Source organism: Pseudomonas sp. R1-18 (assembly GCF_051132095.1).
Classification (GTDB): Bacteria; Pseudomonadota; Gammaproteobacteria; order Pseudomonadales; family Pseudomonadaceae; genus Aquipseudomonas.
This window is the reverse complement of record NZ_CP071658.1, coordinates 1,904,956-1,917,811: the sequence shown is the minus strand read 5'-3', so window position 1 is coordinate 1,917,811 and position 12,856 is coordinate 1,904,956. Positions and strand designations below refer to the sequence as shown.

The following is a 12,856-nucleotide window of genomic DNA, read 5'->3' as shown; positions in this document are numbered from 1 at the left end:
CGGCGTCTGCACAAGCCTTCAACGCCCCGCGCGGGATTCGCGGATGTAGAAGCGGGCTTTCTCGGCTTTCTGGGTGCAACCCTCGAATGCTTCGAATTGCTGTTGGGTCTTGGCACCGGTCAGCAGCGACAGGGCCTTGGAGTAGCTGACCGTACCGGCGAAGCCTTCGGCCTTGGCCAGATCCAGTTCATGCCAGGCGCCATCGAGTTGTGTGGCGCAGCTCTCACGGTATCCGGTCTTGCCGGCACAGCCTGCGAGAACCAGGGCGATCAAGGGCAGACAGATCCAGGCTTTCATGGGGTGTTACCTCAGGGGGGAAAGAAGATGCGGGTTTGACGGTATCTTGCAGCAAAAGTGCCGTGATGGCGCGGACGTTTACATCGTCGAAACCACTGTCTCCTGCGGTTTTATCATCGCTGCTCTTCCAACAGCCGATACCCAACCCCCGCTTCGGTCGCGATGTATCGCGGCGCGGTCGGATCGTCACCGAGTTTCTGGCGCAGATGCCCGACAACGATGCGCAGGTAATGCGTGTCTTCGGTGTGGGTCGGGCCCCAGATATCCTTGAGCAGTTGCTGCTGGGTGATGACCCGCCCCGGATGCCGCGCCAGTTGCGCCAGCACTGCGTATTCCTTGCGGGTCAGCGCGATCTCCGTGTCGTCGAGCAGCACTCGTCGGTAAGCCAGATCGACCGTCAACGGCCCGCATTCGAATACCGCCTCGGGCTGGTCAGCACTCGATGCCTGACGCAGCAGAGCACGCACCCGCGCGAGAAACTCCTGGATGCCGAACGGCTTGGTTACGTAATCGTTGGCGCCGGCGTCCAGCGCCGTGACTTTCTGCGATTCACTGGCGCGTACCGAGAGCACCAGCACCGGCACCGCCGACCATTCGCGAAACTCGCTCAATACCTGCTGGCCATCCATGTCCGGCAGGCCGAGGTCGAGCACCAGCAGGTCGGGTTTGCTCAAGGCCGCCATGCTCAGGCCGTCCATGCCGGTGGCGGCTTCCAATACCTTGTAGCCTTGGGAAGCCAGGCTGATGCGTAAAAACTTGCGTATCTGCGGTTCATCGTCGATCACCAGAATGGTGGAGGTCTGACTCATCTGCGCTGCGCCATTGTGGGGTCGGGGTTCGGGTTTCGAAGGGAAAGTGTGTTTAAGCAAAAGTGTGCAAGATTAACCCGGAACTGCGTCACGTTTGTTCCTGCGCTTCGCTCGCCGGTTGATTCTGAAGAGGCAAATGCAGAGTAATGCGGGTGCCGCGACCCTCGATGCCCTCATCAACGCTGACCCGACCGCCGTGCGCACCGACCATGCCCTGACAGATCGCCAGCCCCAGCCCGGTGCCCTGCCCGCCTCGGTCGCCACGGGCGGCGGTGTAGAACATGTCGAATATCTTTGCCCGCTCGGGCGCCGGAATGCCCGGCCCTTCGTCGCTCACCGCAAGAAACAGCTCGCCAGCCTCGATTCCGGCTTCAATCTGCAGGCGCCCGTCAGGCGGTGAAAAACGTGCCGCGTTCTCCAGCACATTGACCAACGCCTGTTCGATCAGTGCGGCATGCACATACAGCAACGGCAACGAGGCCGGCACTTGCGTGCTGACCTGTAACGGCGCGACCACCGTACGCAGCCGATTCAATGCGCTGCCGACAATGTCCGCCGGCGAAACCCAGTCGCGGGCAAGCTTCAGTGCGCCATGTCCCAGGCGAGTCATGTCCAGCAGATTCTGGATGTAGCGGTCCAGCCGCTCGGCTTCGTCCCGCGTGCCCTCAAGCAGTTCGCGCCGATCCGCAAGCGGTATGGCCTCGCCCAGCGCCAGCAGACTGTCGATGCTGCCGCGCATGGCCGTCAAAGGGGTGCGCAAGTCGTGGGACACCGAGGCAAGCAGAGCGCTGCGCAACTGCTCGGTTTCGCCATGCAGGCGCGCAGCTTCCAGCTCCTCGGCCAATTGCGCGCGAGCCAGCGCCTGTGCGAGCGGTTGCGCCAGCGCCGCCAGCAATCGCCGGTGCTGCGCGGTAAACACATTGCCTTCTCTGGGGCAGACGCCCAACAACGCCAACGGGCCTTCTTCGGCCGAAATCGGCCACCACCACCAGCGTCCCGACGGCAGCGTGCCGGTACCGGTGCCCGCCGCCTGGTCGTGCTGCCAGGCCCAGTCGGCAGCGGCGCGCTCGGCTTCGGAAAACTGCGCCGGCGCGCCGCTCTCGACCTTCCACCCGCCTTGCTCGTCGCGGCCGACCAGACACACCTGTAACGCCCGCCAGCCGCTGAAGTGTTGCTCGGCGGCGTTGAACACCGCCTGACGGTCAGTGGCCGCGGTCATCCTGCGCGACAGATCGAGCAGTTCGCTGGTCTGCTCCTGAGTATCGCGCAGCGCCTGCAGTTGCTGACGCTGGCGGGCAGCCAGTTTCCCGGTCAGCGCCGACATCAGCAGAAAGAACAGCAGCGTCAGTACGTCTTCCTCACGCTGGATGCTCAGGGAAAAATTCGGCGGGATGAATAGAAAGTCATAGGCCAGAAACGACAGCGCCGCGCAGACCAGCGCCGGGCCGATGCTGCTGCGCACGGCGACCAGCAGCACGGCGGCGAGAAAGATCAGCGATATGTTCGGCAGTGCCAGCAGGCCGGCAACGCCCCAGGCCAGCGCGCTGGCCAGCAACGTGGCGATCACCGCCAGCCCGTAGTCGAACCACACCAGTTTACGAATCGGCCTGGCGAGAGGTTTTTCCGGGGTGCGCTCGCTGTCGTCGAGCACGCTGATTTCCAGGCCGTGGCCTTCGCGCAGCAGACGCGCTCCGACTCCGCCGCCAAGCAGATGCCGCCACCAGCGGCGCCGCGACTGGCCGACCATCACCAGACTGGCGCGGCGCTCGGCAGCATGTTGCAGCAGCGTGCGGGCGACCTCGCCCGCACGCAGCGACACCACTTCGCCGCCCAGCCGCTCGGCCAGTTGCTGCGCGGTTTGCAAGCGCGTGCGGGCCTGCTCGTCGAGCGTCTGCCCGTCATCGACATGCACCGCGCTCCAGGGCAGATGACGACGTTGCGCGACCCGGCTGGCGTGGCGAACCAGATGATCGGCATTCGCATCGCCATCGATCCCCACCAGCAGCCGACCACGCACCGCCGGCGCCGCCTGGCCCAGCCGTCGATAGCCCTGCGCCAGATCGTTGTCCACTTGCGCGGCCGCGGTCTGCATCGCCAGTTCACGCAGCGCGGTGAGGTTGGTCTGGGTGAAGAATGCGTCGATTGCCGCACGCGCCTGCTCAGGCACGTAAACCTTGCCGTCGCGCAGCCGCTCCAGCAGTTCGCGGGGTGGCAAGTCGATCAGCACCAGATCGAACGCCTCCTGCAGCACCCAGTCGGGCAGGGTTTCGCGCACCTGAACGCCGGTGATGCCGCGCACCTGGTCGTTGAGGCTTTCCAGATGCTGAACGTTGACCGTGGTGTAGACATCGATACCGGCCGCCAGCAGTTCCTGAATATCCTGCCAGCGTTTTGCGTGGCGACTGCCGGGCGCGTTGCTGTGGGCCAGTTCATCGACCAGCACGAGCGCCGGATGCAGCGCCAGCAAGCCGTCGAGGTCCATTTCCTCAAGCGTGATGCCACGGTATTCCGTGCGAACGAGGGGCTGCTGCGGCAGACCGCTGAGCATCACTTCGGTTTCAGCGCGGCCATGGGTCTCCACCACGCCTGCGACAACCCTGACACCCAGACGCAGTTGGGCGTGGGCAGCCTGCAGCATGGCGTAGGTCTTGCCCACGCCCGGCGCAGCGCCGAGAAATACTTTCAGCCGCCCTCTGCCGTCACGGGGCAGTTGGGCCAGCAATGCGTCAGCTCGACCGGAATCGCTCAAATTGTTGACTACCTCGATTGGGGTTTCTGTAACTATCCGTAGGAGCGCGCTTGCCCGCGATCGAGTGCGGAGCGCTCGCAGAATCCGCGACTACTACGCAGCCGATCACGGGCAAGCGCGATCCTACGGGTCATAGCTGCGCGTTACGTGGCGCAGACGGTACCTGATTCAGGCTCATATTCAAGGTCATCACGTTGACCACCGGCGGACCGATCAATGGACGCCGGGTGTTGGCTTCCACCAGCGCCTGAACCTGATCCTGCGGCAGCTGCCGCGCCGCCGCCACGCGGGCGACCTGCCAGTTGGCCGCTTCGGGGGACAGGTGCGGATCGAGGCCGCTACCCGAAGTGGTCAGCAGCGCCAGCGGCACATCGCCCTGGCCCGGGACCGCCAGCCTCGCGGCTTCTTCGGCAATCCGGGTCGCCAGCGCAGGATTGCTCGGCGCCAGGTTGCTCGCGCCACTGGCGACGGTAGCGAAAGCACCCGCCGAGGGCCGTGGCTGGAACCATTGCTCGCCACTGAACGGCTGGGCAATCAGCGCCGAGCCACGAACCCGGCCCTGGTCATCGCGCAGCAGGCTGCCATTGGCCTGGTCGGCAAACGCCACCTGCGCCACGCCGGTGACAACCAGTGGATAAGCCACGCCGGTAATCAGGCTCATCAGCAGAATCAGGCTCATGGCCGGACGTATCACATTGAACATCTGCACATCCTCAATCAGGTAAGGCTGCACGCCGACCGGCATGCAGCACGATCAGCGCGTTCAGGCCAGGCCCAGCACAACCAGCAGCATGTCGATCAGCTTGATGCCCAGAAACGGCACGGCAATCCCGCCCAGACCGTAGATCAGCAGGTTGCGCCGCAACAGTTGAGCGGCACTGGCCGCCTGCACGCGCACACCGCGCAGCGCCAGCGGGATCAGCACGACGATGATCAGCGCGTTGAAAATGATCGCCGACAGAATCGCGCTCTGCGGGCTGGCCAGCTGCATGATGTTGAGCAAGCCGAGCTGCGGATAGATCGCCGCGAACAGCGCCGGTAACACCGCAAAGTATTTGGCCACGTCGTTGGCGATGGAAAAGGTCGTCAGCGCGCCGCGAGTCACCAGCAACTCCTTGCCAACCTGCACCACGTCCAGCAGCTTGGTCGGATCGCTGTCGAGGTCGACCATGTTGGCCGCTTCGCGCGCGGCTTGAGTGCCGTCGTTCATCGCCATGCCGACGTCGGCCTGGGCCAGCGCCGGCGCATCGTTGGCACCGTCGCCGCACATGGCGACCAGGCGGCCCTCATTCTGCTCGTGACGAATGCGTTCGAGTTTCTTTTCCGGCGTGGCTTCGGCCAGCACGTCATCGACGCCCGCTTCGGCAGCAATCGCGGCGGCGGTCAGCGGGTTGTCGCCGGTGACCATCACTGTGCGGATCCCGAGCTTGCGCAATTCGTCGAAACGTTCACGGATGCCTGGCTTGACCACATCCTTGAGATGGATCGCGCCCAATAGCTTGCCGTCGGCGCTGACCAGAAGCGGCGTGCCGCCGGTCTTGGCGATCTTGTCCACTTCACGCGCCAGTGGCGCGGGCAGATCGGCGCGCTGCATGCCGATGAACGCCAGCAGTGAGTCCACCGCGCCCTTGCGGAACACCCGACCCTGATAGTCGACCCCGGACAGCCGCGTGTCGGCACTGAACGGGACGCTCGTTACCGCGCTCAGCGGCGGTTCGCTCAGCGGGTGCAGGTTGCGCAGGAACTCGACAATCGACTTGCCTTCGGCGGTGTCATCGGCCAGAGACGCCAGCAGCGCGCCCTCGCCCAGCTGGCGTGGCGTTACGCCCGGCGCTGCATAGACCGCCGCGCACCGACGGTTGCCGAAAGTGATGGTGCCGGTCTTGTCGAGCAGCAGCACGTGCACGTCGCCGGCCGCCTCCACAGCCCGCCCTGATTTGGCAATCACGTTGAGACGCACCAGACGGTCCATGCCGGCGATACCGATGGCCGACAGCAGCCCGCCGATGGTGGTCGGAATCAGCGTCACCAGGAGTGCCACCAGAAACACCAACGGGAGGTTGCCACCGGCAAAACGGGCAAATGGCTGCAAGGTGATCACCACCAGCAGGAAGATCAGAGTCAGGCCGATCAGCAGGATGTCGAGCGCCACCTCGTTGGGCGTCTTCTGACGTTTCGCGCCTTCGACCAGAGCAATCATGCGGTCCAGGGTCGACTCGCCCGGGTTGGTGCTGATGCGCACCAGCAGCCAGTCGGACACCAGCCGGGTGTTGCCGGTAACGGCTGAGCGATCACCGCCCGACTCACGGATCACCGGCGCGGATTCGCCGGTGATTGCCGCTTCGTTGACCGCGGCGATGCCTTCGATGACTTCGCCGTCGCCAGGAATCATCTCACCCGCTGCCACGCGCACCACATCACCCTTGCGCAGTTCGCTGGCGTTGACCACGCGAAAGCTGCCATTGTCCATGCGGACCCGCGCCTTGAGCCCTTCACTGCCCGCCTTGAGGCTATCGGCGCGCGCTTTGCCGCGGCCCTCGGCCAGGGCCTCGGCGAAGTTGGCAAACAGCACCGTGAACCACAACCACAGAGCAATCTGCACCGCCACCAGAGTGGGCACCTGCGGATCGGGGATCAGACACAAAACCGTGGTCAGAATCGCCGTCAGCTCGACCACCAGCATGACCGGCGAACGTTTGAGCTGACGCGGGTCCAGCTTGACGAAAGCCTGTATCAGCGCCGGCCGCCACAAGGCTGTGATTGCCGTTCTGGCCGGTTCCGCTACAGCCTGGGATTCGGCCTTTTCTACAACATCGACTGGCATATTCATGAAAAATCCTCAGAAGCCCAGGCTCAGGTGTTCGGCGATCGGCCCAAGGGCCAGGGCCGGCAGGAAGGTCAGGCCGCCCACCAGTAAAATGGTCATGGTCAGCAGCGTGACGAACAACGGGCCATGGGTTGGAAAACTGTGCTGGTCGGAAATCGCACCCTGCGGCGCGGCTTTCTTGATGGCCAGACTGCCCGCCAACGCCAGCACCGGCAGGATGTAGCCGAAGCGGCCGATGAAGATCGCAAGGCCCAGCAGCAGGTTGTGGAATATGGTGTTCGCACCAAAGCCGCCGAACGCGGAGCCGTTGTTGGCAGTGGCAGAGGTGTAGGCATAAAGCAGCTGGGAGAAACCGTGCGGTCCGGGGTTGCTGACCGCGCCCGCCGGGCCCGGCAGACTGGCGGCAATCGCACCCAGCACCAGCACCCCGACCGGCATCACCAGCAGCGTCGCCACCAGCAATTGCACTTCGCGTGCCTGCAGCTTTTTGCCCAAGTACTCCGGCGTGCGGCCAATCATGAGTCCGGCGAGGAATACCGCAATCAGTACGTTGAGCAGCAGGCCGTTAAGGCCGACACCAACCCCGCCGAACACCACCTCGCCCAGCATCATGTTGACCAGCGCGACCATGCCGGTCAGCGGATTGAGGCTGTCGTGCATGCCGTTGACCGAGCCGTTGGACGCTGCGGTCGTCGCAACCGACCAGAGCACGGTGCCGGTAGTACCGAAGCGGGTTTCCTTGCCTTCCAGCGGCGCGGTCTGCTCCACGCCGACAAGGTTCAGCGCCGGGTTGGGCTGATGCTCGGCCCACAACGACAGGCCGCCGCCAATCAGCAGCAACGCCAGCATGCAGCCCAGAATCGCCCGGCTCTGGCGCATGTCCTTGACGTAATGACCGAAGGTGAACACCAGCGCCGCCGGAATCAGCAGGATCGACACCAGCTCCAGCAGGTTGCTCCAGGCCGTGGGGTTTTCAAACGGATGCGCCGAGTTGACGCCGAAGAAACCGCCGCCATTGGTGCCCAGTTGCTTGATCGCGATCTGGCTGGCGGCGGGCCCCATTGGCAAGGTCTGAGACACGCCTTGATCGGCGCCTTGCAGCGTCAGCGCATCGACATAATGCGCGAAGTTCTGCGGCACGCCTTGCCAGACCAGCAGCAATGCAAGGCCCAGGCTGATCGGCAGCAGACCGTAGAGCGTAGCGCGGGTCATGTCGACCCAGAAGTTGCCCAGGCTCTGCGACGAGCGCCGGCTGATGCCCCGACACAGCGCGACCAGTACCGCCAGGCCGGTGGCGGCGCTGACGAAATTCTGCACGGTCAGGCCGACCATCTGGCTCAGATAGCTCAGCGAGGCCTCGCCGCTGTAGGCCTGCCAGTTGGTATTGCCGACAAAGCTCATGGTGGTGTTGAACGCCAGAGACCATTCCATGCCCGGCAACTGCTGCGGGTTGAGCGGCAACGCGTCCTGAAACAGCAGAATCAGAAACAGCAGGACGAAGCCCGCGAGGTTGAACGCCAGCAAGGCCAGCGCGTAGTGCTTCCAGGATTGCTCCACCTGCGGGTCGACGCCGGAAATCCGGTAGCAGATTCGCTCGACCGGCCCCAGCACCGGGCTCAGCCAGGTACGCTCGCCTTCCATGACACGGTAGTAAAAGCGCCCAAGCCAGGGCGCGGGCACCAGCAACAGTGCCAGGAAAGCCACAATCAACAGATAGTCGTAACTGTGCATGGCCGCTCCTAGTTCCGGTCGGCGCGTAGCAGCGCCACCAGCAGATAGACGAACAGCCCCGCCCCCATCAGCAGAGAAACACCATCCATAACGCTCATCGAAATCCCCCTTGTACGGCGAGTGCCGCGTGGGAGGCATTGTCCGCAGCCAAGGCGTAAAGGAACGAGATCGACGGGTGACGTCATCCGTAAAGAAGCTGTAAAAACCGCGCGGCAGTCGGACTGGCGGGACCGTCACTGTCATCTTTGACAGGTTTCAAGGCCTGCGCGAGGCGGTATCGTGAAGCAGTGTTGGCACAGAGCAGGAGCTCGTGATGAATAGTGTGGAACGATTCTCGGATGGCGTTACGGACAACGCCGGAGAAACGACGGCAGTGGGCGTCCAGCTCACCGCCAAAGAGCATGAGGTGCTGGGTTGGGCCGCGTTGGGAAAATCGTCCTGGGAGATTTCCCGGATTCTGGGGCGAACGGAAGCGGCGGTGAACTTCCACCTTGGCAATATCCGTCGCAAGTTCGGCGTGCATTCGATGAAGGCGGCGCTGGTCAAGGCGATCCAGCAAAGGCTCATTCTGCTCGAATGAACCGCAGCGACTCGACACGGTGGCTTTGTGTCGGGATGAGTGCCGACGACTAACTTGCCAAGCCGTTCGAGCCCCGCGAGGTGTCCCCTACCGCTGCGTACGCACCCGCTCGCTGCCGACCCAGTCGGTGAGCAGGCTGTAGGCCACCGCCAGCAGGGTCGGGCCGATGAACAGCCCGATGAAACCGAACGCCAGCAGGCCGCCAAACACGCCCAGCAGCACGATCACCAGCGGCAGGTTACCGCCACGGCTGATCAGGTAAGGCTTGAGCACGTTATCCACGCCGCTGACGACGAACATGCCCCAGATGCCGAGGAAAATCGCCATGCCGTATTCGCTCTGCCAGACCAGCCAGGCCGTGGCGGGCAGCCAGATCAGCGGCGGCCCCATCGGAATCAGGCTGAACACGAACGTCAGAATGCCCAGCACCAGCGCGCCCGGAATGCCGGCGATCAGGAAGCCGATCAACGCCAGCACCGCCTGCGCGGCCGCCGTACCGATCACGCCGTTGACCACCCGTTGCACGGTTCCGGCCACCAGATCGAGATAGTACTGCGCGCGGTCGCCGATCAGGCGCTCCAGCAGGCTGAGCACAAACGCCGCCAGGCGCGGGCCGTCGCGATAGAAGAAGAAGGCGAACACGATGCTCAGCGTCAGTTCCAGGATGCCGCCGCCGATCTGCGCGCTGCGCGCCAGCAGCCAGTTACCGACCTCGCCCAGATAGGGCCGGACGGTGGTCATGAACGCCGCGCCCTGCTGGTCGATGGTGTTCCAGATACCGACCAGTCGCTCGCCGACCAACGGAAGACCTGCCAGCCAGGCCGGTGGATCGGGCAGGCCGTCGACCTGCACATCCTTGATGAAGCCGGTGGCGTCACGCACATGATCCGCGAGGTTGAAACCCAGCCAGACCAGAGGCGCGGCGACCAGCACCAGCCAGCCCAGGCTCATCGCCAGTGCCGCTAGGGATTCGCGGCCTTTGAACCAGCGCGTCAGCAGCCGCATCAGCGGCCAGCTGGCAAAGGCGAGCACCGCGCCCCAGACCAGCGCCGACCAGAATGGCGCCATGACCCACAGGCAAGCCCCGAACAGCGCCAGGAGCAGGATCTGCACCAGCAGTCGATCATTGTTGAACATGAGTCACTCACTGCGCAGGAATCGGAAGGACAAAGCATAACGGCGAACGCACGTGACGTCAGCGTTCGTTCGAGCCAGCGCCGGACAGCCCTAGCGAATCAATTCAAGCACCAGCCCTTTGACGTCTTTGCCGCCTGCTTCAAGGCGCGCCGCGCGCACGCCTTTGGCGATCAACGCATCGCGCCAGGCCTGGGCGCTGACACCGGAGACCGTGGCGCGCAGGGTGCTGTCCAGATTCAGGCCCCGCGAGAGCAGTGTCACCCACTGTTCCTGCGGTTCGCCGCCGAGCCGGGGCAGATCGAGTCGACCGGTGCTCTTGAGCTGGCGTAGCAAGGTAGCGGAAGTTGGCAGCAGCTCGCCCAGCGGCACGGCGGCTTCAAACTGCTCGACATGCAGGTAAGCGCGGCGGTTGCCACGCGTGATGGCGTACAGGGCAACCAGCGTTTCGCTTTTCGGTTCCGCCAGGCGCAGCAGCAGATAAGCCTGTCGGTCGTCCGCGCCATACAGCCGCGCGTTGCCGAAAACTTCGTTGGCCCACAGGCTGCTTTCGCCGCAATCCCGCGCCTGACACCAGAACAGCAACTCGGCGCCCTGCTTTTGCAGCGCTTCGCGTGCCACGGTGAAGGCGTCGTCTGAACTGTGTTCGGCGGGCAGCTGATAGGTAATGGAGGTCAGGTTACCGCGAGCGCCAGCCTGACCGTCATAGCGCAACTGGTTGCTGATCTTGCGGATAGAGCTCATCGGATAAATGCGCTCCACCTCGGCGGCCGGTCGATAGTCGACGATCTGCGAGTCGGCGACCCGCGGCAGGATGTCGAGATCCGCGCTGCCCGGCGCGTCAGCCGCAACGGCGCAGATACTGACCAGCGACAGGCAGAAAGTCAGCAGCGGAGCACAGGTTGAACGCATGGGTGCTCTCACAGAAAAAGGTGCAGGCAAAGGAAGCGGGCGGAGCCGCCAGGGAAGCGACGAGGTAAGGTAGCGCAAAGGTCCATCGTGATTGACTCCTGTTTCAACCCGCCCAGCGTCGGCAGTTGCCGGCTGCAAGTCAAGACGCAGCGAAGAAGCGATTGAAACAGTCTGCGACAGCGGCGGCCCCCGTAACGTCGTCCAGGTGCAGGTGATGGCCGCCGGGAAGGGTCTGGACCTCGAAGGGCAGTTGCTCCAGCAGCTCGCGGTTTCGGATCAGCAGGCCGTTCCGCGCCACGATCAGTCGAGTCGGGCATGCAATCCGCTCGACGAACGCCATGGCCTGTTCCGGGGTAAAGCGAACCGCCGACGGGAGCGTCAACCGGCTGTCGCTGCGCCAGGTGTAACCGCCAGGCACTGGCATCAGAGCGCGTTGAGCGAGCAGCTCGGCCGCTTCACGACTGACCGCGAGCGCGCCCTTCATCCGCGCCTGGATGGCACGGTCCTGATCCTGATAAACCGGTTTGTTCTTGCCCGACAGCGCTTGCTGCGCCTTCAACGCCATGCCCATCCGCTCGGCGGCCGATTCGGCCTGCGCGGTAAGCGGCACCAGTCCGTCGATCAGCGCCAGGTGCGTGACCCGTTCGGGCAGCGAACCGGCGAGGATGACCGCGACAATCGCGCCCAGCGAGTGACCAAGCAAGGCGAAACGCTCCCAGCCCAATTGTTCGGCGACCTGCAGTACGTCGAACACGTAATCGGCCAGCGTATAGCCCGCTCCGGCCGGTCTATGATCGGAGTGACCATGACCGGCCAGATCCAGGGCAACGATGCGCAGCCCTTCGAGGCGCGGCGCGAGCATCGCAAAACTGTTGGCGTTGTCCAGCCAGCCATGTAGTGCGATGACGGGCGTGCCGTCCGGCGGCCCGAACAAGTGCGCCGCCAGCTCGATATGTCCCAGGTTCAGGCGGATTTCTTCAACAGCGTGGGTCATGAATGGGCTCGGGCCGTGCGCCGGGCTTCCCAGCGAGTGAACAGTGACTTGAGCAGATGCGCGGTGTCATGCGGGCGCTCAAGAGGAAACATGTGCCCGCCAGGCATCGACAGGTACTCGCCGTCACGCAGGCGTCGAACCAGATAGCCGTGATGCGGCATCACCACGCGGCTGTGACGCCCGCGAACCATCGCCAGCGGTACTTTCAAGTGGCGGGTCGGCAACGGGCTGGTGTGCGGCACGCTGCGGTAGATGCTGATTTCGGTGGCGGGATCGAAGCGCAGGCGAAGCTGCTCGCCGTCGGCCAGCAGGCCATGTTGCAGGTACGCCTCGAAGCAATCGGGGTCGAAGCGTCGAAACAGCGTCTTGCTGGCGAAATAAATGCGTGCAGCCTCAAGGTCACTGAACGCTTCGCGCCGCCCCAGTGTGCGTCCTGCCGGGGTGATCCGGTCGATGAACCCCCAGCGCTTGGCCGCGCGAATGAACAGCTGATCCGCCAGACCCAGAACCGGCGAGTCGAGCATGACCACGCCCCGGTACAACTCAGGGCAGCGCAGCGCGGCATGAAAATGCAGCAGCCCGCCCAGAGAATGCCCCACGCCCCAGACCGGACCAGTCTGGTCTCGCAAGTGATGGATCAGCTCATCCACCAGATTCAGCCAGTTGTCGTTGACCGGAAATCGCGGATCATGGGCGTGCTGCTCCAGATGCGCCACTGCGTATTCGGGGGCCAGCGCGGCGAACAGCTTGCCGTAGGTGGCCGAAGGAAAACCATTGGCGTGAGCAAAGAAGATGGGTTGCGGCATGCCGACACACTCAGGGG

The 12,856-nt window shown here is 64.1% G+C and carries 12 protein-coding genes; 1 reads left to right on the top strand and 11 read right to left on the bottom strand.

Annotated elements, in window-relative coordinates; genetic code table 11:
• Positions 1 to 18 precede the first annotated feature (18 nt).
• The 7 genes from J3P77_RS08825 to kdpF all read right to left on the bottom strand — a co-directional run bounded on the left by J3P77_RS08825 (position 19) and on the right by kdpF (position 8,511).
• A complete protein-coding gene (locus J3P77_RS08825) occupies positions 19 to 297 on the bottom strand; it encodes a hypothetical protein (protein ID WP_434681157.1) in 279 nt (92 codons plus the stop codon).
• 113 nt (positions 298 to 410) lie between these two features.
• Positions 411 to 1,106 carry a response regulator gene (locus J3P77_RS08820; RefSeq protein ID WP_434681155.1) on the bottom strand — a complete coding sequence of 232 codons (696 nt, stop codon included), beginning with the start codon at positions 1,104 to 1,106 and terminating at the stop codon, positions 411 to 413.
• Between the two features lie 88 nt (positions 1,107 to 1,194).
• Positions 1,195 to 3,855 (bottom strand): DUF4118 domain-containing protein, encoded by a 2,661-nt coding sequence (locus J3P77_RS08815; protein ID WP_434681154.1) that lies wholly within the window; start codon positions 3,853 to 3,855, stop codon positions 1,195 to 1,197.
• 130 nt (positions 3,856 to 3,985) lie between these two features.
• Positions 3,986 to 4,558, bottom strand: a complete 573-nt coding sequence (gene kdpC, locus J3P77_RS08810; RefSeq protein ID WP_434681152.1) for a potassium-transporting ATPase subunit KdpC — start codon at positions 4,556 to 4,558, stop codon at positions 3,986 to 3,988.
• Between the two features lie 60 nt (positions 4,559 to 4,618).
• Positions 4,619 to 6,685: a potassium-transporting ATPase subunit KdpB gene (gene kdpB / locus J3P77_RS08805; RefSeq protein ID WP_434681151.1), complete on the bottom strand. Its 2,067-nt coding sequence runs from the start codon at positions 6,683 to 6,685 to the stop codon at positions 4,619 to 4,621.
• Positions 6,686 to 6,694: 9 nt separating this feature from the next.
• Entirely contained in the window at positions 6,695 to 8,413 is a 1,719-nt protein-coding gene (gene kdpA / locus J3P77_RS08800) for a potassium-transporting ATPase subunit KdpA (RefSeq protein ID WP_434681150.1), read from the bottom strand.
• An 8-nt stretch (positions 8,414 to 8,421) separates the two neighbouring features.
• Positions 8,422 to 8,511: a K(+)-transporting ATPase subunit F gene (kdpF, locus tag J3P77_RS08795; RefSeq protein WP_434681149.1), complete on the bottom strand. Its 90-nt coding sequence runs from the start codon at positions 8,509 to 8,511 to the stop codon at positions 8,422 to 8,424.
• A 215-nt stretch (positions 8,512 to 8,726) separates the two neighbouring features.
• Between kdpF and J3P77_RS08790 the strand changes: the two genes are divergently transcribed.
• Positions 8,727 to 8,993 (top strand): response regulator transcription factor, encoded by a 267-nt coding sequence (locus J3P77_RS08790; RefSeq protein WP_434681147.1) that lies wholly within the window; start codon positions 8,727 to 8,729, stop codon positions 8,991 to 8,993.
• An 87-nt stretch (positions 8,994 to 9,080) separates the two neighbouring features.
• On the opposite strand, the gene J3P77_RS08785 is transcribed toward J3P77_RS08790, so the two are convergent.
• The 4 genes from J3P77_RS08785 to J3P77_RS08770 all read right to left on the bottom strand — a co-directional run bounded on the left by J3P77_RS08785 (position 9,081) and on the right by J3P77_RS08770 (position 12,839).
• A complete protein-coding gene (locus J3P77_RS08785) occupies positions 9,081 to 10,130 on the bottom strand; it encodes an AI-2E family transporter (protein WP_434681146.1) in 1,050 nt (349 codons plus the stop codon).
• Positions 10,131 to 10,220: 90 nt separating this feature from the next.
• Positions 10,221 to 11,039 (bottom strand): DUF4892 domain-containing protein, encoded by an 819-nt coding sequence (locus tag J3P77_RS08780; RefSeq protein ID WP_434681143.1) that lies wholly within the window; start codon positions 11,037 to 11,039, stop codon positions 10,221 to 10,223.
• A gap of 139 nt (positions 11,040 to 11,178) precedes the next feature.
• Positions 11,179 to 12,033, bottom strand: a complete 855-nt coding sequence (locus J3P77_RS08775) for an alpha/beta fold hydrolase (protein WP_434681142.1) — start codon at positions 12,031 to 12,033, stop codon at positions 11,179 to 11,181.
• Positions 12,030 to 12,839: an alpha/beta fold hydrolase gene (locus tag J3P77_RS08770; protein ID WP_434681930.1), complete on the bottom strand. Its 810-nt coding sequence runs from the start codon at positions 12,837 to 12,839 to the stop codon at positions 12,030 to 12,032. The genes J3P77_RS08775 and J3P77_RS08770 overlap by 4 nt, the downstream gene beginning before the upstream one ends.
• Positions 12,840 to 12,856 lie beyond the last annotated feature (17 nt).